The sequence below is a fragment of the Streptomyces sp. NPDC001668 genome, from assembly GCF_042893155.1.
Taxonomy (GTDB): Bacteria; Actinomycetota; Actinomycetes; order Streptomycetales; family Streptomycetaceae; genus Streptomyces.
Genome location: NZ_JBIAUQ010000012.1, coordinates 113,636 through 132,546, shown reverse-complemented (window position 1 = coordinate 132,546; position 18,911 = coordinate 113,636). Strand labels below are relative to the sequence as shown.

Annotated in this window: 18 protein-coding genes; 10 read left to right on the top strand and 8 right to left on the bottom strand. The window is 71.8% G+C overall.

Annotated elements, in window-relative coordinates; translation table 11 throughout:
- Positions 1-41 precede the first annotated feature (41 nt).
- Positions 42-1,682 carry a cytochrome bc complex cytochrome b subunit gene (locus tag ACFYZ8_RS31010; RefSeq protein ID WP_388541710.1) on the top strand — a complete coding sequence of 547 codons (1,641 nt, stop codon included), beginning with the start codon at positions 42-44 and terminating at the stop codon, positions 1,680-1,682.
- Here the strand turns inward: ACFYZ8_RS31010 and ACFYZ8_RS31005 are convergent.
- A complete protein-coding gene (locus ACFYZ8_RS31005; protein ID WP_388541713.1) occupies positions 1,657-2,637 on the bottom strand; it encodes an acyl-CoA dehydrogenase family protein in 981 nt (326 codons plus the stop codon). The genes ACFYZ8_RS31010 and ACFYZ8_RS31005 overlap by 26 nt on opposite strands.
- Positions 2,637-3,767: an acyl-CoA dehydrogenase family protein gene (locus ACFYZ8_RS31000; RefSeq protein WP_388541716.1), complete on the bottom strand. Its 1,131-nt coding sequence runs from the start codon at positions 3,765-3,767 to the stop codon at positions 2,637-2,639. The genes ACFYZ8_RS31005 and ACFYZ8_RS31000 overlap by 1 nt, the downstream gene beginning before the upstream one ends.
- Positions 3,768-3,815: 48 nt before the next feature.
- Here ACFYZ8_RS31000 and ACFYZ8_RS30995 point away from each other — a divergent pair, with 48 nt between their 5' ends.
- The 3 genes from ACFYZ8_RS30995 to ACFYZ8_RS30985 are packed head-to-tail and all read left to right on the top strand — an operon-like array spanning position 3,816 to position 6,409.
- Entirely contained in the window at positions 3,816-4,598 is a 783-nt protein-coding gene (locus tag ACFYZ8_RS30995; RefSeq protein WP_388541720.1) for an SDR family oxidoreductase, read from the top strand.
- 15 nt (positions 4,599-4,613) lie between these two features.
- The gene (locus ACFYZ8_RS30990; RefSeq protein ID WP_359029517.1) at positions 4,614-5,228 is read left to right on the top strand and encodes a TetR/AcrR family transcriptional regulator; all 615 of its coding nucleotides are present in this window, start codon (positions 4,614-4,616) and stop codon (positions 5,226-5,228) included.
- A 23-nt stretch (positions 5,229-5,251) separates the two neighbouring features.
- Complete coding sequence (locus tag ACFYZ8_RS30985; protein WP_388541723.1) at positions 5,252-6,409, top strand: acetyl-CoA C-acetyltransferase; 1,158 nt, start codon at positions 5,252-5,254, stop codon at positions 6,407-6,409.
- On the opposite strand, the gene ACFYZ8_RS30980 is transcribed toward ACFYZ8_RS30985, so the two are convergent.
- The 4 genes from ACFYZ8_RS30980 to ACFYZ8_RS30965 are packed head-to-tail and all read right to left on the bottom strand — an operon-like array spanning position 6,393 to position 9,700.
- Positions 6,393-7,442 (bottom strand): NAD(P)H-dependent flavin oxidoreductase, encoded by a 1,050-nt coding sequence (locus tag ACFYZ8_RS30980; RefSeq protein WP_388541726.1) that lies wholly within the window; start codon positions 7,440-7,442, stop codon positions 6,393-6,395. The genes ACFYZ8_RS30985 and ACFYZ8_RS30980 overlap by 17 nt on opposite strands.
- Entirely contained in the window at positions 7,442-8,158 is a 717-nt protein-coding gene (locus ACFYZ8_RS30975) for a CoA-transferase subunit beta (RefSeq protein ID WP_388541729.1), read from the bottom strand. The genes ACFYZ8_RS30980 and ACFYZ8_RS30975 overlap by 1 nt, the downstream gene beginning before the upstream one ends.
- Positions 8,139-8,960 (bottom strand): CoA transferase subunit A, encoded by an 822-nt coding sequence (locus tag ACFYZ8_RS30970; protein ID WP_388541732.1) that lies wholly within the window; start codon positions 8,958-8,960, stop codon positions 8,139-8,141. Before ACFYZ8_RS30970 ends, ACFYZ8_RS30975 begins: the two co-directional genes overlap by 20 nt.
- Positions 8,957-9,700, bottom strand: coding sequence for an enoyl-CoA hydratase family protein (locus ACFYZ8_RS30965; RefSeq protein ID WP_388541735.1), 744 nt, complete (start codon positions 9,698-9,700; stop codon positions 8,957-8,959). Before ACFYZ8_RS30965 ends, ACFYZ8_RS30970 begins: the two co-directional genes overlap by 4 nt.
- 54 nt (positions 9,701-9,754) lie before the next feature.
- Here ACFYZ8_RS30965 and ACFYZ8_RS30960 point away from each other — a divergent pair, with 54 nt between their 5' ends.
- Both ACFYZ8_RS30960 and ACFYZ8_RS30955 read left to right on the top strand, forming a co-directional pair.
- Entirely contained in the window at positions 9,755-10,504 is a 750-nt protein-coding gene (locus ACFYZ8_RS30960) for an SDR family oxidoreductase (RefSeq protein WP_388541737.1), read from the top strand.
- A gap of 1 nt (position 10,505) precedes the next feature.
- On the top strand, positions 10,506-11,429 hold the full coding sequence (locus ACFYZ8_RS30955; RefSeq protein WP_388541740.1) for an SDR family oxidoreductase: 924 nt from the start codon (positions 10,506-10,508) through the stop codon (positions 11,427-11,429).
- Positions 11,430-11,450: 21 nt separating this feature from the next.
- Here ACFYZ8_RS30955 and ACFYZ8_RS30950 read toward each other — a convergent pair whose 3' ends face one another.
- Positions 11,451-12,335, bottom strand: coding sequence for a hypothetical protein (locus ACFYZ8_RS30950; protein WP_359029525.1), 885 nt, complete (start codon positions 12,333-12,335; stop codon positions 11,451-11,453).
- Between the two features lie 37 nt (positions 12,336-12,372).
- Positions 12,373-14,151: a beta-galactosidase family protein gene (locus ACFYZ8_RS30945; RefSeq protein ID WP_388541743.1), complete on the bottom strand. Its 1,779-nt coding sequence runs from the start codon at positions 14,149-14,151 to the stop codon at positions 12,373-12,375.
- 84 nt (positions 14,152-14,235) lie between these two features.
- On the opposite strand from ACFYZ8_RS30945, the gene ACFYZ8_RS30940 reads away from it, so the two are divergent.
- The 4 genes from ACFYZ8_RS30940 (at position 14,236) to pepN (ending at position 18,834) form a co-directional block, all read left to right on the top strand.
- A complete protein-coding gene (locus ACFYZ8_RS30940; RefSeq protein ID WP_388541746.1) occupies positions 14,236-15,108 on the top strand; it encodes a helix-turn-helix domain-containing protein in 873 nt (290 codons plus the stop codon).
- Positions 15,109-15,178: 70 nt separating this feature from the next.
- Positions 15,179-15,529, top strand: coding sequence for a chorismate mutase (locus ACFYZ8_RS30935; protein ID WP_388541750.1), 351 nt, complete (start codon positions 15,179-15,181; stop codon positions 15,527-15,529).
- 138 nt (positions 15,530-15,667) lie between these two features.
- The gene (locus ACFYZ8_RS30930) at positions 15,668-16,291 is read left to right on the top strand and encodes a two-component system response regulator (protein WP_388541753.1); all 624 of its coding nucleotides are present in this window, start codon (positions 15,668-15,670) and stop codon (positions 16,289-16,291) included.
- Between the two features lie 56 nt (positions 16,292-16,347).
- On the top strand, positions 16,348-18,834 hold the full coding sequence (gene pepN / locus ACFYZ8_RS30925; RefSeq protein WP_388541756.1) for an aminopeptidase N: 2,487 nt from the start codon (positions 16,348-16,350) through the stop codon (positions 18,832-18,834).
- The last annotated feature ends 77 nt before the right edge of the window (positions 18,835-18,911 follow it).

Here is an 18,911-nt window from a genome sequence, read left to right as displayed (position 1 = left end):
CGTGCCACCCTGAAAGTGATCCGACGGGGAGGCGACGACGTATGGACGGCGCACGATCGGTGAAGCGGACGGCCGGCCGGGGAGAGGCCGGCAAGGGCGAGCGGCTCGCCGACTGGGCGGACGGGCGGCTCGGCCTGTACGCGCTGGCCAAGGCCAACATGCGCAAGGTCTTTCCGGACCACTGGTCGTTCATGCTGGGCGAGGTCTGTCTCTACAGCTTCCTCATCCTGATCATCACGGGCGTCTATCTCACGCTGTTCTTCGAGCCCAGCGGGGTCGAGGTCGTCTACCACGGCTCCTACGAGCCCCTCAACGGCGTGGTGATGACCCGGGCCTACGAGTCCACGCTCGACATCAGCTTCGACGTGCGCGGCGGGCTGCTGATCCGGCAGATCCACCACTGGGCGGCGCTGGTCTTCGTCACCGGCATGCTCGTGCACATGATGCGGGTGTTCTTCACCGGCGCCTTCCGCAAGCCGCGCGAGCTCAACTGGGTGTTCGGCTGGACCCTGTTGTTCCTCGGCATCATCACCGGCCTGACCGGTTACTCCCTCCCCGACGACCTGCTGTCCGGCACCGGCATCCGCTTCGCGCAGGGCGCGATCCTGTCCGTGCCGATCGTCGGGACGTATCTGTCGTTCTTCCTGTTCGGCGGGGAGTTCCCGGGCCACGACATCATCTCGAGGCTCTTCCCGGTCCATGTGCTGCTGCTGCCCGGGATCATGCTCGGCCTGGTGGTCGCCCATCTGATCCTGGTCTTCTACCACAAGCACACCCAGTTCCCGGGAGCAGGCCGCGACAACAGGTCCGTGGTCGGCATGCCGTTCCTGCCGGTCTACATGGCCAAGGCGGGCGGCTTCTTCTTCCTGACCTTCGGCGTGCTGGCGCTCATGGGCGGGCTCGCCCAGATCAACCCCGTGTGGGCGTTCGGCCCCTACCGGCCGGACCTGGTGACCACCGGCGCCCAGCCCGACTGGTATCTCGGCTTCTCCGAGGGCCTGATCCGGGTGATGCCGGGATGGGAGATCAACGCCTGGGGCCACACCCTCCAGCTGGGCGTCTTCATCCCCTTCTCGCTGTTCCCGCTGATCCTGCTCGCGCTCGGCGTCTATCCGTTCGTCGAGGCGTGGATCACCGGCGACAAACGCGAGCACCACATCCTGGACCGGCCGCGCAACGTGCCCGTCCGCACCGGTCTCGGCGTCGCCTGGCTGAGCCTGTACGTGGTCCTGCTGATCGGCGGCGGCAACGACATCGTGGCCACGCATCTGCACCTGTCGATCAACGCGATCACCTGGTTCGTGCGGGTCTCCGTGTTCGTGGTGCCGGTGCTGGCCTTCGTCGTGACCAAGCGGGTCTGTCTCGGGCTGCAGCGCAGGGACCGGGACAAGGTGCTGCACGGCCGGGAGACCGGCACCGTCAAACGCCTCGCGCACGGCGAGTTCGTCGAGGTCCACGAGCCGCTCGGGCAGGCGCAGCTGCACGCTCTCACGCAGCATGAGCAGGATCCGCCGTACGAGATCGGGCCGCTGGTCGACGCCAATGGGGTGCGGCGGCCGGTCAGGCGCTCTCAGCGGATGCGGGCGGGGCTCGCGCGGGCGATGTTCGGGCCCGGGACGCGGATCGAGAAGCCGACGGTGGAGGAGTACCGGGAGGTCACCAGCGGCGACCACCACCATTGAGGACGGTGTCGCGGCAGTCGTCGGGGCTGCCCCAGGCGGTGCGCAGGGCGCGGGCCTTGGTGAGCCACAGGGACAAGTCGTACTCCGCGGTGTACCCGATCGCGCCGTGCAGCTGGAGCGCGGTACGGGCGCTCCGGTACGCCGCCTCGCAGGCCGTGACCTTGGCGGCGGCGATGTCTGCCTCGGTCATCGTCAGGGCGGCGCCGAGGAGGAGGGGGCGGGCGAACTCCAGCGCGATCTTCACGTCGGCGAGTTGGTGTTTGACCGCTTGGAAGGCGCCTATGGGGGTGCCGAACTGGGTGCGCTGCTTGACGTAGGAGACGGTCTTGTCCAGGAGGGCCAGGCCGGTGCCGAGGGCTTGGGCGGCTGTGGTGAGGCGGGCCATGAGGAGGGCCGGGGCCAGGGGTGGGTCGGTGGCGAGGAGCTCGCCGCCGTGGGGGGTTTCGAAGAGGCGGCGGGCGGGGTCCAGGCAGGGGCGGGGGGCGGTGGTGGGTGGGGGTGCGAGGCGGAGCTCGGTGCGGGTGCGCACCCGGCGGGATGCCAGCCGTAGGTCTGCCATGTCGGCGTCCAGCGCATACGTCCCCATCGACAGCGTCGCCGTCGACTCACCCGAGGCCAGCGACGGCAGCAGGCGTTTCGCCGGGCCGGTGTCGTCCAGCGACGCGAGCAGTGTCGCCGCCGTCACCGTCTCCACCAAGGGCCCCGGTACCGCGTGGCGTCCCAACTCCACGAAGGCCACCGCGAGTTCGAGTGGGCGTGGGCCCAGGCCCTCGTAGGCCTCCGGTACTGCCAGCGCGAACACCCCCGCCTCGGCGATACGGCGCCACAGCGCGCGGCCCCTGGCGTGGTCGCCGCGGCTCCAGTCCCGTACGGCCGACGGGGTGTCCGCGGACGTCAGCATCGCGTGCAGGGAGGCGGCGAAGTCGCGCTGCCCGGCGTCGAGGAGGAAGCGCATCAGCGGCGCCCTTTCGGCAGGCCCAGCAGGCGTTCGGCGATGATGTCGCGCTGGATCTCGTTCGTGCCGGCGTAGATCGGTCCGGCGAGGGCGAAGACATAGCGCTCGGACCAGTCCGGGTCCTCCTCCTCGCCGAGGAGATCCAGGGCCGTCTCGGTGAGCGCGATGTCGTACTCGGACCAGAAGACCTTGTTGAGGCTGGACTCCGGGCCGATCGACTCCCCGCTCAGGAAGCGGGAGGCGGCGGCGAAGGTGAAGAGCTGGTACGCGCGGGCGCCGATCAGGGCGTCGGCCACACGGGTGCGGGCGGGCGCGGGACTGCCCTGGGCCTGCCAGAGGGCGTACAGGCGGTCGGCGGCGGCCAGGAAGCGGCCCGGCGAGCGCAGCATCAGGCCCCGTTCGTTGCCCGCCGTCGACATCGCGATCCGCCAGCCCTGCCCGGGCTCGCCGATGACGTCCTCGTCCGGCACGAACACCTCGTCCAGGAACAGTTCGGCGAAGGCCGGCTTCCCGTCGAGGCGGCGGATCGGGCGGACGGTGACACCGGGGGCCCGCAGGTCGAACATCAGGTAGGTCAGGCCCTGGTGGGGTCCCGGGGTGTCCGGGTCGGTGCGGAAGAGCCCGAAGGCGCGGTCCGCGAAGGCGGCCCGGGAGGACCAGGTCTTCTGACCGCTGAGCAGCCAACCCCCCTGTGTGCGTACCCCCTTGGACCTCAGGGAGGCAAGGTCCGAGCCCGCCTCCGGCTCCGACCAGGCCTGTGCCCAGATCACCTCACCGGTGGCCATCGACGGCAGCACGCGCGCGCGTTGCGCCGGTGTGCCGTGGTCGAACAGGGTCGGGGCGAGGAGGCTGACGCCGTTCTGGCCGACACGTCCCGGCGCCCCGGCCGCGTAGTACTCCTCCTCGAAGACCAGCCAGTTCACGATCCCCGCGTCCCGGCCGCCGTACTCGGACGGCCAGTTGACCACCGACCAGCGGTCCGCGGCGAGTTCCGCCTCCCACGCGCGATGGGCCGCGAAGCCCTCCCCGGTCTCCAGGGAGGGCAGCGGGGAGGCGGGCACATGCGCGCGCAGCCACGCGCGGGCCTCGGCGCGGAAGGCCTCTTCCTCCCGCGTGAACGCCAGATCCATGGACACCCGTCCTTCCCTAACAAGTGTTTGGTAGGTTAGCGTGACGCCATGACAGGCGTCGAGAGCCCGGTGTACGAGCCGGGGCACGGGCTGCTGAAGGGACGCACCGCCGTCATCACCGCCGCGGCCGGCGCGGGCATCGGCGGGGCGACCGCGCGCCGCTTCCTGGAGGAGGGCGCGCGCGTACTGATCAGCGACGCGCACGCACGGCGGCTGAAGGAGTGCGAGACGGCTCTGGCCCGGGAGTTCCGGGGCGCGGTGACGTCCGTGCCGTGCGACGTCACCGACGAGGCACAGGTCGGAGCACTGTTCGACGCGGCCGTACGGGAGCACGGGCGACTGGACATAGTCGTCAACAACGCGGGCCTGGGCGGGACTTCGGAGCTCGTCGAGATGACCGACGAGCAGTGGACCCGCGTCCTGGACGTCACCTTGAACGGCACGTTCCGGTGCACCCGGGCGGCCCTGCGCCGTATGCGCGCGACAGGCGGTGTCATCGTCAACAACGCCTCCGTCGTCGGCTGGCGCGCCCAGTCCGGGCAGGCGCACTACGCCGCCGCGAAGGCGGGTGTGATGGCGCTGACCCGGTGCGCGGCCCTGGAGGCGGCCGAGTACGGCGTCCGCGTCAACGCCGTGTCGCCGAGCCTCGCCATGCACCCGCACCTGGTGAAGGTGACCTCGGTCGAGGTGCTGGAGGAACTGACCGCGCGCGAGGCCTTCGGGCGGTACGCCGAGCCCTGGGAGGTGGCCAACGTGATCGTGTTCCTGGCGTCCGGCTACTCCTCGTACATGACAGGCGAGGTCGTCGCCGTCAGCAGCCAGCACGCATAGGACGACAATGACCGTGTGCCGACCAAGAAGAAGCCCCAGGTGAGCGCCGCCGCGCCCGCGCGCCGCCGTGAACTCCTCGACACCGCGGCCGAGGTCTTCGCCGAGCAGGGCTACAACGCCACGACCGTACGCAAGATCGCGGACCACGCGGGCATGCTCGCGGGCAGCCTCTACTACCACTTCGACTCCAAGGAATCGATGCTGGAGGAGATCCTGCGGACCTTCCTCGACGAGCTCTGGGACGGCTACGACGCCGTCCTGGGCGCCGAGCTCGGCCCGCGCGAGACGCTGGAGGCCCTGGTCACCGAGTCGTTCCGGGAGATCGACCGGCACCGCGCCGCCGTCGCGATCTACCAGAAGGAGAGCAAGCAGCTGGTGGCGCAGGAGCGGTTCGCGTTCCTCGCCGAGTCGCAGCGCAGGTTCGAGAAGGCCTGGCTGTCCACGCTGGAGCGCGGGGTCGCGGCCGAGGTGTTCCGGGCCGACCTCGACGTCCGGCTGACCTACCGGTTCGTGCGCGACACCGTGTGGGTCGCCGCGTCCTGGTACCGGCCCGGCGGACAGCACAGCCCGGAGGAGATCGCCCGGCAGTACCTGTCGATGGTGCTGGACGGGATCGCCGTACGCGAATAGCCCTTTTACGCGAGGGAGTTGCCATGGCCGAGGCCTACATCGTCGAAGCGGTCCGTACGCCCGTCGGGCGGCGCGGGGGAGGACTGAGCGGGGTCCACCCGGCCGATCTGGGCGCGCATGTGCTGCGCGCGCTGGTCGAGCGGGCCGGGGTCGATCCGGCGGCCGTCGAGGATGTCGTCTTCGGCTGCCTGGACGCGGTCGGGCCGCAGGCCGGGGACATCGCGCGGACCGCGTGGCTGGCGGCCGGGCTGCCCGAGGAGGTGCCCGGGGTGACCGTGGACCGGCAGTGCGGGTCCTCGCAGCAGGCCGTGCACTTCGCCGCGCAGGGCGTGCTGTCCGGGACGCAGGACCTGGTGGTCGCCGGCGGGGTGCAGAACATGTCGATGATCCCGATCGCCTTCGCGACCCGGCAGGCCGCCGAGCCGCTCGGGCTGACCCAGGGGCCGTTCGCGGGCAGTGAGGGGTGGCGGGCGCGGTACGGGGACCGGGCGGTGAACCAGTTCGTCGGCGCCGAGATGATCGCCGGGAAGTGGGGCATCAGCCGCGAGGACCAGGAGGAGTTCGCACTCCGGTCCCACCGGCGGGCGCTGCGGGCCATCGACGAGGGCCGCTTCGAGCGCGAGACGGTGGCCTACGGCCCGGTCTCGGTCGACGAGGGCCCGCGCCGGGACACCTCCCTGGAGAAGATGGCCGGCCTGAAGCCGGTGATCGAGGGCGGCACCGTCACCGCCGCCTGCTCCTCGCAGGTCTCCGACGGCGCGGCGGCCATGCTGCTGGCCTCGGAGCGGGCGGTGCGCGAACACGGTCTCACCCCGCGCGCCCGCGTGCACCACCTCTCCGTCCGCGGCGAGGACCCCATCCGTATGCTCACCGCCCCCATCCCGGCCACCGCGCACGCCCTGAAGAAGACCGGCCTGACCATCGACGACATCGACCTCGTCGAGATCAACGAGGCCTTCGCCCCGGTCGTGCTGGCCTGGCTGAAGGAGACTGGCGCGGACCCCGACAAGGTCAACGTCAACGGCGGCGCGATCGCCCTCGGGCATCCGCTGGGTGCGACGGGCGTGAAGTTGATGACGACCCTGCTGCACGAACTGGAGCGCACGGGCGGCCGGTTCGGCCTTCAGACCATGTGTGAGGGCGGGGGGCAGGCGAACGTGACGGTCATCGAACGCCTTTGAGGCCCTGAAGGACCCCCTCAGCCTCCTTCATGATCCGCTCCACCAGCTCCGCGCACGACGGCAGGTCGTCGATCACCCCGGCGACCTGCCCCGATGCCATGACCCCGAGGTCCGTACGGCCGTCCACCATCGCCGACTTGAGCAGCATGGGGGTGTTGGCGGCGAGGAGGACCTGGCTCCAGGTGAGGTCCTTGCCGCGGCGCAGGGCGAGGCCGTCGCGCAGGAGCCGTCGCCAGGTCAGGCCTGACAGTCTGCGGAAGCCGGCCGCGTGCCGGGCGGCCCGCAGCAGGGTGCGCGTACGGCCCGCGCTCTCCAGGGAGTCCACCAGGCCGGTGCGGAGCATGCGGTGCGGAAGACCGTCCACCGCCCGGGTGACCGTCACGTCCCTGACCGTCGCCGCGAGATAGCGCGCCTTCACCGCGTCCGGCACCGTGGAGTCGGAGGTCAGCAGGAAGCGGGTGCCCATGGCGACGCCCGCCGCCCCGTACGCCAGCGCCGCGACCAGACCCCGCCCGTCGAAGAAGCCCCCGGCCGCCACGACCGGGATGTCCACCGCGTCCACCACCTGCGGCAGCAGGACCGTCGTCGCCACCTCCCCGGTGTGCCCGCCGCCCTCCCCGCCCTGCACGATCACCGCGTCCGCGCCCCAGGCCGCGACCTTCTCGGCATGCCGCCGGGCCCCGACGGACGGGACGACGACCACCCCCGCCTCCTTCAGCCCGGCGATCAGCTCGGCGGAGGGCGCGAGGGCGAAGGACGCCACCCGCACACCCTCGTCGATGATCACGCGCACCCGGTCACCGGCGTCCGCCGCGTCGGCCCGGAGATTGACCCCGAAGGGGGCGGCCGTACGGGACCTGACCTCCCGTACGGCCTCCCGGAGCTGGTCGATCGTCATGGTCGCCGAGGCCAGGATGCCGAGCGCGCCCGCGTCGGCCGTGGCGGAGACCAGCCGGGGCCCCGCCACCCACCCCATCCCGGTCTGCACGATCGGATGCCTGACCCCGACCAGCCGGGTGAACGCGGTCTCCATCAGGCACCGACCTCCCGTGCGCGCGTGCAGGCCGGGTCGAGCACCTCGCGGATCAACTCCAGTTCGTGGGCGGTCGGTTCGCGGCTGTACGGCACCTCGTCCGGGACCACGAGATCGAAGCCGGTGGCCTCCTCGACCTGCTCCACGGTGACCCCCGGATGCAGCGAGGCCAGCCGCATCGAGTGGTCCGGGGTGTCGAAGTCGAAGACGCCCAGGTCGGAGACGACCCGCGGGACACGGTGATACCGCACGCCGTCCGCGTGGTCGTACCCCACCCCGCAGACCATGTCGACCTTCTCGACGAAGACCCGGCGGGAGTGTTTCGGGACCCAGTAACTGGTCGGGTTGTTCAGGGTGTTGACCGGCGCGCCGCGCACCCCGAGCAGCTGCCGTCTCGGCCTCGCCCAGTCGCCGATGCACGAGATGTTCTGGTTGCCGTGGCGGTCGATCTGGCTCGCGCCCATCATCACGTGCCGCCGCCCGCTGGTGACGAGGTCGAGGTGCCGGCGGTAGGGCAGCCAGCCCTCGGGCGTGCCGTCCGGGCGGACCAGCAGGGCCTCTCCGTCGGTCAGCAGCAGGTCGGGGGAGAAGGTGAGACGGGCGAGCCGGGCCCCGATCGAGGGGATCAGGCCCATCGGGCTCGCCAGGATCTCGCCGGCGTCCCGCCACGCCTCGGCGCAGGCGATCACGCAGTACTCACTCCGGGTCGCGGTCATGAGGTCCTCCCCCGAGATACCGTGCGGCGAACTCCGGCCAGGGCGTGCTCGCGTACTCCCGCTGCGCGGTCTCGTCCCGGCCGTAGTCGGGGGCGCAGGAGGTGAAGTGCGCGCCGCCCGGAGCCTCGACCACACCGGTCACCGTGTGCCGCTTGACCAGCAGCGACTGCGGTGGCGCCTCCTTGGTCAACTCCGCGGTGTCCACGATCCGTTCGCAGGAGACGTAAGCGGCTTCGGCCGCCTCGCAGAACAGGTCGTCGAAGTACGGGTCGGGGCCGAGGTACTGGCCGTTGCCGAGCCGGTCGGCGCGGTTCAGGTGCACGAGGGCGGCATCCAAGGTGAGCGCGGGCATCGCCACGAACGTCTCCTGGTCGTCGTACGGCGAAGTCACCGCCCGCAGGCCCGGGTTGACCCGCATGACGTCCGAGCCGAGCCCGGCGCGGACCGGCAGGAACGGCAGCCGGTGCGCGGCCGCGCGCAGGCCCCACATGAACATCGCCTCGTCGATCTCCATCAGTTCGAAGGCACCGGCCTCGCGGGCCGCCCGGTAGTGCGGTTCCAGGGGGATCGAGTCGAGGGTGACGAAGGCGGCGACCAGTTTGCGGATGCGTCCGGCGGCGGCGAGCATGCCGACGTCCGGGCCGCCGTACGAGACGATCGTCAGGTCGGTGACGTCGGAGCGCAGCAGCGCGCGCACCAGTGCCATCGGCTTGCGGCGCGAACCCCAGCCGCCGATGCCGAGGGTCATGCCGCTGCGCAGCCGGGAGACGACCTCGTCGGCCGTCATGGTCTTGTCGCTCACTCGGCCTCCCTGCCGAACCTGTCACGGACCCGGTCGGCGACCCCGCTGACGCTCGCCTCGTAGGTGAAGCCCTGCTCGTAGCGGTAGCCGCGGCGGACGTCGACCGGGTCGATGCCGTTGATGGCGGCCTTGGCGAGGCGCAGCAGCTCACCGTCCTTCGCGGCGATCTCGCGGGCCGACTCCAGGGCCGCGGCGGCGAGTTCCTCCCTCGGGACGACCTTCCACACCGATCCGTGCCGGTGCAGTTCGGCGGCGGTGACCGTGCGGGAGGTGAAGTACAGGGCGCGCATGAGGTGCTGGGGCACCAGACGGGACAGGTGGGTGGCCGCGCCGAGGGCCCCGCGGTCCAGCTCGGGCAGACCGAAGGTGGCGTCCTCGCTCGCCACGACCACGTCCGCGTTGCCCACCAGGCCGACGCCGCCGCCCAGGCAGAACCCCTGCACCGCCGCCACCACGGGCACCTCGCAGTCGTACACAGCCGAAAAGGCCTCGAAACAACCGCGGTTGGCGCCGACGAGGGCGGCCGGGCCGCGCCTCTGGATCTCCTTGATGTCCACGCCCGCGTTGAAGCCGCGCCCCTCGGCCGCCAGGACCACACATCTGACCTGCGGATCGCGGCCCGCCGCGCGCACGGCGTCGGCCAGGGCGAACCAGCCGTCCACCGGAAGGGCGTTCACCGGCGGGAAGTCGACCCCGACCAGGACGATCCCCTTTTCCGGGGACGAGGTGGAGACACCCATGGCCGCATCAGCTACCTTTCCACCAAACGTTTGTTAGGTGAAGGGTAGCGGTGAATGGAGCCGAGCGGGAGGGTCGTGGTCGTCACCGGCGGGACGCGGGGAGTCGGCGCCGGGATCGCCCGCTCCTTCGCGGAGACGGGCGCCGAGGTCGTCGTCTGCGCGCGCAGGCCGCCCGAAGTCCCGGTGCCGGACACGCGGTTCGCCTCCCTGGATGTCCGGGACGGCGACGCCGTACGGCACTTCCTCGCCGGACTGCCGCGCCTGGACGTGCTGGTCAACAACGCGGGCGGAGCGCCCTGCCGGCTGCTCGCCGACGCAAGCCCCGAACGGCACGCACGGGTACTGGAGTTGAACCTGCTCGCCCCGCTGACGGTGTCCCTGGCCGCGTACGAGCACCTGAAGCGGGCCCGGGGATCGATCGTCATGATCGGCAGCGTCAGCGGCGGCCGGCCCTCACCCGGCACGGCCGCGTACGGGGCGGCCAAGGCGGGTCTGGAGAACCTGGCCCGCTCGATGGCCGTGGAGTGGGCGCCGGACGTCCGCGTGAACACGCTGGTCGTCGGCATGGTCCGCACCGAGCGGTCGCATCTGCACTACGGCGACGAGGAGGGCCTCGCCGCTGTCTCCCGCACCGTCCCGCTCGGCCGCCTGGCCGAGCCCTCGGACGTGGGCGCGGCCGCCGTGTTCCTCGCCTCCGACGCCGCCGCGTACATCAGTGGGGCCTCGCTGCCGGTGCACGGCGGCGGGGAGCGGCCGGCCTTCCTCGACGCCTCCAACGCGGCAACCGTCGGCAAGGAGAAGTGAGTTGGCAAGGAGAAGTGAGTCGACCGGAATCTGCGGCGGCCGGGTCGTCGCCGTCACCGGCGCGGGCCGCGGTCTCGGCCGCGCCCACGCGCTCGCCTTCGCCGCCGAGGGGGCACGGCTCGTCGTCAACGACCTCGGTGTCGGCCTCGACGGCACCCCGGGCCCCGAGAGCCCCGCCTCCCTCGTCGCCGCGGAGATCCGCGCGGCGGGCGGCGAGGCGGTCGCCCACGGCGGCGACATCGCGACACCCGACGGTGCCGCCTCCCTCGTCCGGACGGCCCTGGATACCTTCGGCCGCCTCGACACCCTCGTCAACAACGCCGGTTTCCTGCGCGACCGGATGCTGGTGAATCTCGAGGAGGACGACTGGGACGCGGTGATGCGGGTCCATCTGAAGGGCCACTTCCTGCCGCTGAAGCACGCGGCGGCGCACTGGCGGGGGGAGGCGAAGGCGGGACGTACCCCTGTGGCCAGGATCGTCAACACATCCAGCGGGGCCGGTCTGTCGGGCTCGGTAGGACAGGGCAACTACAGCGCGGCGAAAGCGGGCATCGTGGCCCTGACCCTCGTCGCCGCCGCCGAACTCGCCCGCTACGGCGTCCAGGTCAACGCGATCGCCCCGGCGGCACGGACGAGGATGACGGAACGCACCTTCGCCGACACGATGGCGGCCCCGCCCGACGGCTTCGACGCGATGGCCCCGGAGAACGTGTCCCCGCTGGTGGTCTGGCTGGGCTCGGAGGCGAGCGCGGGAGTGACGGGCAGGGTCTTCGAGGCGGAGGGCGGCCGGATCACGGTGATGGAGGGCTGGCGGCAGGGCCCGACCGCCGACCGGGCCGCGAGGTGGACCCCGGCGGAGGCAGGGGAGGCGGCACGGAAGCTGGTGGGGGAGGCCGAGGCACCCCGGCCGGTGTACGGGGCGTGACCGGGGAACGGCACCACAGCCCTACGTGTCGCACTCCAGCACCGTCCGGCACAACGCACACCGCGCCCGCACCCGCCCCCGCACCGGCACCCGGATCCGCTGGTGACAGGTAGGACAGGGGAACGACACCCGCAGCCGCCCGCCCCCGTCCGGCGTGAACGCATAGGGCACCCCGGGCTGCGGCCCCGGACCCGCGTGCCGCCGGTCACGGGCGTACCGGCGCCTCCCCGCCCACCCGGCAGCGGTGAGCGGAGGCTGCTGCTCGTCCTCCCGGGCCCTGGCCATCCCCTTCACGTACGCCGTGTACGCCTGCGCGCTGGTGAACCACACCGAGGGATCCTCCCCGAACACCAGCGACCGCTTCGCCAGCACGTACCCGAACTCCTCCGGCGTGAGGTACCCCAGCTTCTGCGACGACGCCGCGTCCTCCCGGTACGCGTCAAGGAGCAGCCACCCCGCCCCCAGATACGTCGTCGCCGTGTCCGTGAGGATCTCGTTCTCCCGCACCCCCGGGAAGGAGAGGTCCAGCCGGTGCAGGTACACGTGCATGACCTCGTGGGCCAGCGCCGCCCCGATGTCCCGCCGGTGCGTGCGGAAACGGTCGTTCAGCTCGACGAAGTACTCGGGGCCCGCGGTGAGTTCGACGTTCGCCGCATGGGTCATCTCCCGAAAGGAGACCACGAACCGGGCGTCCGGCAGCCGGTAGTGCCGCACCAGCTCCCGCGCCACCCGCTGCGCGCCGAGATAGAGGTCGTCGGTGTCGCAGAACGCCACGTCCACCGGGGCCAGGCTCGTCGCGAACGTCTGGACGGTGTCGTAGGAGAGCCGCCTGTAGAGCGCGGTGATCGACGCCCGCACCGTCTCCAGGTGCGGGTAGCCGTGCTGGACCGGTCCGTCGTTCGTCACGCCCGTACCCCCAAGACGCCCTGAACCCGATTCCACTCTACGAGGTCGTGGGCGGATTCTCGTGGGCCGGATCCGGGGCGCGGAGCCGGAGCACGGGTGCGTGGGCCGGTGACTCCTCCAGCTCCAGCACCCACACCTCGTTGCCGCCCTCCCGCAGCACAGGGCCGGGCACGTACAGGGTCCGCTGCGGGCCCACCGACCAGTACCGGCCGAGGTTGAAGCCGTTGACCCACACGAACCCCCGCGTCCACCCCGGCAGCTCGAGGACCGCGTCCCCGGCGCCCCGCACACTCACCTCACCCCGGTACAGCCCCGGCGAGCCGTCCCCGGGGGCCGCCCCGAAGCCGATCCCCGCCACCGCGTCCGGCGAGTCCAGCGCGTCAAGGCGCAGCCCCCGCCCCCGCACGCCGTGCAGGAACTGCCGCTCGTGCAGCAGCCCCCCGGTGATCCCCTTGGCCTCCCCGCTGCGGGGCCCGTAGTTGACCCGCCCCAGCGACTCCACCCACAGCTCCACGCGCGCGTGCCCGGCGACCGGCTCCTTGAGCTGCACGTCGTCCTCGGTGAGCACCCCGGCCCGCTCCCCGTCGACGTACACCACCGCGAGATCCCGCAGGCCCCGCACGGTCAGCGGGTACGGCTGCCGCGGCCCCGGCACGGTCACCTCGTACCGCACCAGACCCCGGTCGACGTCCAGCTCCTCGAACGCCGGCGGGACGGGCCCCTCGACGAGCGGTCCGCCGCGCTCCTCCAGTACGGCGGACAGGGCCGCCCACTCGGGCAGGTGCACGTCACCGCCTGCCGCGAGGACCCCGGGCGCGGGCGGCAGGTCCGCCACCGGGCCGTACTCAGCCAGCACCTCCCTGAAGCGCCAGAACTTCTCCGTCGGCCGCCCGTACTCGTCGATCGGCGCGTCGTAGTCGTACGACGTCACGTCCGGCTCCAGCGGACCGTCGTGCAGCGCGCCCCCGCCCCGGTTGGCGCCCGCCCAGCCCGCGAAGTTCGTGCCTCCGTGTGCCATGTACAGGTTCACCGAGGCCCCGCACTCCAGGATCTCCCGCAGGGTCGCGGCCGCGTCCCGCGCGTCCCGTACGACGGGCTCGCCGCCCCAGTGCTCGAACCAGCCGCACCAGAACTCCATGCACATCAACGGGCCGTCCGGCCGGTACCGGCGCAGCGTCCCGAAGGCCGTGCGGGCGTCGGAGCCGAAGTTGACCGTGGCGAGGACACCGGGGACCGAACCGCCGGTGAGCATGTGGTCCTCGGGGCCGTCCGAGGTGAACAGCGGGACCGTGACGCCCTGCGCGCGCAGCAGCTCGGTCAGCCGAAGCAGATACGCGGCGTCCGAACCGTAGCTCCCGTACTCGTTCTCCACCTGCACCATGACCACCGGGCCACCGCGGTCGATCTGCCGCTCCACGACCTGCGGCAGCAACCGCCCGAACCAGCGCTCGACCCGGCTCAGATACCGCTCGTCGCTGGTGCGCGCATGCCCGGGGAGCCAGTGCGGCAGACCGCCGTTCTCCCACTCCGCGCAGATGTAGGGCCCGGGGCGGACGACCGCCCACAACCCGGCCTCCCGGGCCGCGTCCAGGAACCGGCCCAGCGCCTCCACGTCCCGGAACCCGCCCGGGTGCGGCTCGTGGAGGTTCCACGGCACGTACGTCTCCACGCAGTTGAGACCCATCGCCCGCAGCATCGCCAGCCGGTGCCCCCACTGCGCCTCGTGCACCCGGAAGTAGTGCAGCGCGCCGGACAGCAGCCGCACCGGCCGGCCGTCCAGCAGGAAATCGGTTTCACCCACCGTGAACTCGCTCATAGGCTCCACCCTCGCCACTGGCGGCGATCAGGTCCATGGACAAAGATCGGCGCTGCTTGGACCGAAGCGCAGGCAAGGAGCGCGATGTACCACACCTGGATGCGGTTCCTCACGCCCAGCCCCGTCCACCACCGCCTCGGCCTGGTCTGCCTCGGCGTCGGACTCCAGTACGGCCCGCTGCCCACCGTCGGTCCCCGCACCCTCGACAGCCACGTCGCCGTCGTCATCAGCACCGGTTCCGGGTGGTACGAGGGCCCCGACGGCCGGCGTACGACGGTCACCGCGCCCGCGCTGCTCTGGCTCACCCCCGGCATCCCGCACCACTACGCGCCCGACCCGGAGACCGGCTGGGACGAGGGTTTCGTCGGCTTCACCGGACCCGCGACCGCCACCTACACCGAACTCGGCTACATCGAACCCGACCGCCCCGTCGTGCCCCTGTCCGACGCCACCGGGCCGCGCGCGGTGATCGCCCGCATCGCCCGGGCCGCCCGCCGCGACAACCCCCTCCTGGAGGTGGAGACCGGCGCCGCCGTCCACGAACTGCTGGTCGCCCTGCGCCGCGCCCGCGCCGACCTCGCGCCCGACGGCGACGTGGTCCTCAAGGCGCTCGCCCGCGACGCCTGTCTGCCGCTGTCGGTCGCCGACCACGCCGCCCGGCACGGCATGACCCTCGCCGAACTTCGCACCGCCGTCCGGCGCGGCGCCGGGTGCAGCCCCAAGGACTACCTCCTCGGCATCCGCCTCGGCCGCGCCAAGGAACTCCTCGCCGCCACCGAACTCCCCGTCGCCTCCATCGCCCGCCGCGTCGGCTACGACGACCCCGCCTACTTCTCCCGCCTCTTCACCCGCCGCGTCGGCATGGCCCCCGTCCGCTTCCGCGCCCAGGAGAGCCGGACCGTGCCGGGCGGCTGGAGCAACCAGGTTCCCGATCCGGACGATCCGCCGAGGATCTGATCGCCCGTGCCCCCGATCGGGCCGATCCGCCTGCGGTCCGCCGACCCCGCGCCCCGTAGGGTGGTCGCTCATGACCACCAGCAACACCGGAACCGGTGACGTCGATCCCGCCGTCCGCGAAGAGCTCGCCCGGCTGCGGGACAGTATCGACAACATCGACGCGGCCGTCGTCCACATGCTCGCCGAGCGCTTCAAGGCCACCCAGCAGGTCGGCCACCTCAAGGCCCGCCACCAGCTGCCGCCCGCCGACCCGGCCCGCGAGGCCCGCCAGATCGAGCGGCTGCGCACCCTCGCCGAGAACGCCAAACTCGACCCGGCCTTCGCTGAGAAGTTCCTGAATTTCATCATCGCCGAGGTGATCAGGCACCACGAGCGCATCGCCGAGGACGCGGTCAACGGCGCCCCGCCACTGGCCGATTGACCTCGGCCGACGCCCTGGACAGGTGACAGGGCCGCCCGCACCCGGCATGCTGCGCTGTGCACTCCTTGTCAGCCCGCGAGCACACCGTGTCAGTGCACGGGCGTAGGCTGGCTGTCCGCGAGGGAGGGACGTCGGGCCATGCCTTCGGATGCCAAGATCCTCATCGTCGACGACCACGAGGACACGCTCTACGCCCTGGAGAGCGCCCTGGCCCCGCTGGGCTACCGGCTCGGCCGCGCCACCAGCGGTGACGAGGCGCTCAAGCAGGTGCTCCGGGGGCAGGTCGGCCTCCTGCTCCTCGACGTACGGATGCCCGGCGTCAGCGGCATCGACGTGGTCCGCTACATGCGGCGCCTGGAGCAGACCCAGCACATCCCCGTCATCCTGCTCACCGGCTTCGGCCCGGACCACGAACTGACCTCCGCCGCCTTCGCCCTCGGCGTCGCCGACCTCGTGATGAAACCCATCGACCCCTGGGCCCTGCGCACCAAGGTCCGCTACCTCTACGACACCCACCGCCGCCACCTCGCCCTCGCACACGAGGTGCGGGAGCTGCGGGCCCTCGTCAAGGACAAGGACCCCATCGAGGAGGGCCACATCGAGAACAAAGAGCACATCGAGGACAAGGACCACATCGAGGACGAGGGCCGCGACGACGCGGAGGCCGCCGCCCGCCGCGCCCTGTCCCACCCGGACGCCCGCGTTCCGTTGCAGCGTGCCGAAGGGGCGCACACCGGGGAGCTCGAACAGGACCGGACATAAGGCGTGTACCGATCCGCCTCTGGGAGTTGCCGGTGCCATCAGGCAGCATGTCCTGCATGTCCGTACTGACGCGCGACGAAGCGCAGACCCGTGCCAAGCTCCTCGACGTCCACCGCTACACCATCGCGCTGGACCTCACCACCGGCGACGAGACCTTCGCGTCCCGGACCGTCGTCCGGTTCACCGCGCGCACGGACGCGGACACCTTCGTCGAGCTCAAGCCGGCCGAACTGCGGGAGGCCACCCTCGACGGCCGCCCCCTCGACCCGGAGACCCTCGAGGACAACCGGCTGCCCCTCAAGGGCCTGACCGCCGGCGAGCACGAACTGCGCATCGACGCCGTCATGCGGTACTCCCGCACCGGCGAGGGCATGCACCGCTTCACCGACCCCACCGACGGCGAGACCTACGTCTACACCCAGCTGTTCATGGACGACGTCCAGCGCGTCTTCGCCGCCTTCGACCAGCCCGACCTCAAGGCCGTCTTCGACCTCACCGTCAAGGCCCCCGAGAACTGGACCGTCCTCGCCAACGGCATCACCACCGACCTCGGCGACGGCACCTGGCAGGCCGCCCCCACCCCCCTGATCGCCACCTACCTCGTCGCCGTCGCCGCAGGACCCTGGCACTCCGTGCGCACCGAACACCGCGGCCTGCCCTTCGGCATCCACTGCCGCCGCTCGCTGGCGCCCTACCTGGACCCGGACGCCGACGAGATCTTCGAGATCACCAAGCAGTGCTACGACCGCTACCACGAGAAGTTCGAGGAGCCCTACCCCTTCGACTCCTACGACCAGGCGTTCGTCCCCGAGTTCAACGCCGGCGCCATGGAGAACCCCGGACTCGTCACCTTCCGCGACGACTTCGTCTACCGCTCCGCCGTCACCGACACCGAACGCCAGACCCGCGCCATGGTCATCGCCCACGAGATGGCCCACATGTGGTTCGGCGACCTCGTCACCCTGCGCTGGTGGGACGACATCTGGCTCAACGAGTCCTTCGCCGAGTACATGGGCTACCAGACCCTCACCGAAGCCACCCGCTTCACCGACACCTGGGTCGACTTCGGCGTCATGCGCAAGGGCTGGGGCTACGACGCGGACCAGCGGCCCTCCACCCACCCCGTCGCCCCCGAGGCCGTCGAGGACACCGCCTCCGCCCTCCTCAACTTCGACGGCATCTCCTACGCCAAGGGCGCCTCCGCGCTCCGCCAACTGGTCCACTGGCTCGGCGAGAAGGACTTCCTGGCCGGCATCAACACCCACTTCACCCGCCACCGGTTCGCCAACGCCACCCTCGCCGACTTCATCGACTCCCTCGCCTCCGCCACCGAACGCGACGTCCACGCCTGGGCCGACACCTGGCTGCGCACCACCGGCGTCGACACCCTGCGGCCCGTCGTCACCCGCGGCGACGAAGGCACGTACACCCTCCAGGTCGAGCACAAGGGCAGCCGCCCGCACCGCATCGCCGTCGGCCTCTACGACCAGGACGTCGCCGACGAGGGCCGCCACCTCGTCCTGCGCGACCGCCTCGACCTCGACATCCCGCAGAGCACCCCGCTGCCCATCGGCAAGCGTCCGGCCCTGCTGCTCCTCAACGACGGCGACCTCACCTACACCAAGGTCCGCTTCGACAACGAGTCCTTCAAAGCGGTCACCGAGAGCCTCTCCGGCCTGCCCACGCCCCTGACCCGCGCCGTCGTCTGGAACGCCCTGCGCGACGCCGTGCGCGACGGCGAACTCGCCCCCACCGCCTACCTGGACGCGGCCCGCGCCCACCTCCCGCACGAGACCGACCTCGCCCTCGTCCAGGGCGTCCTCGCCTTCGCCTCCACCTACGTCGCCGACCGCTACGTCACCCCCGACCAGCGCCCCGCCGCCCTCACCACCCTCGCCTCCCTCTGCCGCGACCTCATCCGCCGCACCGAGGACGGCGACAACCCCGGCCTGCGCCTGATCGCCGTCCGCCACTGCATCGACGCCGCCGCCCACCCCGACACCATCGCCGCCTGGCTCGCCGACGGCACCGTCCCCGGCGGCCCCGAACTCGACCCCGAACTGCGCTGGCGCGTCCTCACCCGCCTCGCCGTCCTCGGCGCCACCGACGAGAGCGCCATCGCCGCCGAACTCGAACGCGACCCCTCCGCCACCGGCCAGGAAGGCGCCGCCCGCTGCCGCGCCGCCCTGCCCACCGAAGAGGCCAAGGAGCGGGCCTGGGAAGCGATGTTCACCCGCGACGACCTCTCCAACTACCTGTTCACCGCCACCGCCCAGGGCTTCTGGCAACCCGAACAGACCGACCTCGTACGGCAGTACGTGCCCCGCTACTACGAGGACGCCGTCGCCCTCGCCACCCGCCGAGGCCCCGCGATCGCCGACGCCGCCGGCCGCTGGGCGTTCCCCGCCCACGCCATCGACGAGGACAACCAGTCCCTCGGCCAGGCCTGCCTGCGCGACGCCGACCCCATCCCCGCCCTGCGCCGCAAGCTGATCGACCAACTCGACGACCTGGGACGGGCGTTGCGGGTGAGGCAGCCGTAGAGCGGATTTTCCCCGTACGGGAGTACCCCCTTTCGGGTCAGAATCGTTGAACTCTCCGGGCGCGCCCAGGCAACCGC

Excerpts from the sequence above, each read along its gene's own strand:
- ACFYZ8_RS31010 (WP_388541710.1), top strand. The coding sequence starts at position 42 with ATGGACGGCGCACGATCGGTGAAGCGGACGGCCGGCCGGGGAGAGGCC.
- ACFYZ8_RS31005 (WP_388541713.1), bottom strand. The coding sequence starts at position 2,637 with ATGCGCTTCCTCCTCGACGCCGGGCAGCGCGACTTCGCCGCCTCCCTG.
- ACFYZ8_RS31000 (WP_388541716.1), bottom strand. The coding sequence starts at position 3,767 with ATGGATCTGGCGTTCACGCGGGAGGAAGAGGCCTTCCGCGCCGAGGCC.
- ACFYZ8_RS30995 (WP_388541720.1), top strand. The coding sequence starts at position 3,816 with ATGACAGGCGTCGAGAGCCCGGTGTACGAGCCGGGGCACGGGCTGCTG.
- ACFYZ8_RS30985 (WP_388541723.1), top strand. The coding sequence starts at position 5,252 with ATGGCCGAGGCCTACATCGTCGAAGCGGTCCGTACGCCCGTCGGGCGG.
- ACFYZ8_RS30980 (WP_388541726.1), bottom strand. The coding sequence starts at position 7,442 with ATGGAGACCGCGTTCACCCGGCTGGTCGGGGTCAGGCATCCGATCGTG.
- ACFYZ8_RS30975 (WP_388541729.1), bottom strand. The coding sequence starts at position 8,158 with ATGACCGCGACCCGGAGTGAGTACTGCGTGATCGCCTGCGCCGAGGCG.
- ACFYZ8_RS30965 (WP_388541735.1), bottom strand. The coding sequence starts at position 9,700 with ATGGGTGTCTCCACCTCGTCCCCGGAAAAGGGGATCGTCCTGGTCGGG.
- ACFYZ8_RS30960 (WP_388541737.1), top strand. The coding sequence starts at position 9,755 with ATGGAGCCGAGCGGGAGGGTCGTGGTCGTCACCGGCGGGACGCGGGGA.
- ACFYZ8_RS30945 (WP_388541743.1), bottom strand. The coding sequence starts at position 14,151 with ATGAGCGAGTTCACGGTGGGTGAAACCGATTTCCTGCTGGACGGCCGG.
- ACFYZ8_RS30940 (WP_388541746.1), top strand. The coding sequence starts at position 14,236 with ATGTACCACACCTGGATGCGGTTCCTCACGCCCAGCCCCGTCCACCAC.
- ACFYZ8_RS30935 (WP_388541750.1), top strand. The coding sequence starts at position 15,179 with ATGACCACCAGCAACACCGGAACCGGTGACGTCGATCCCGCCGTCCGC.
- ACFYZ8_RS30930 (WP_388541753.1), top strand. The coding sequence starts at position 15,668 with ATGCCTTCGGATGCCAAGATCCTCATCGTCGACGACCACGAGGACACG.
- pepN (WP_388541756.1), top strand. The coding sequence starts at position 16,348 with ATGTCCGTACTGACGCGCGACGAAGCGCAGACCCGTGCCAAGCTCCTC.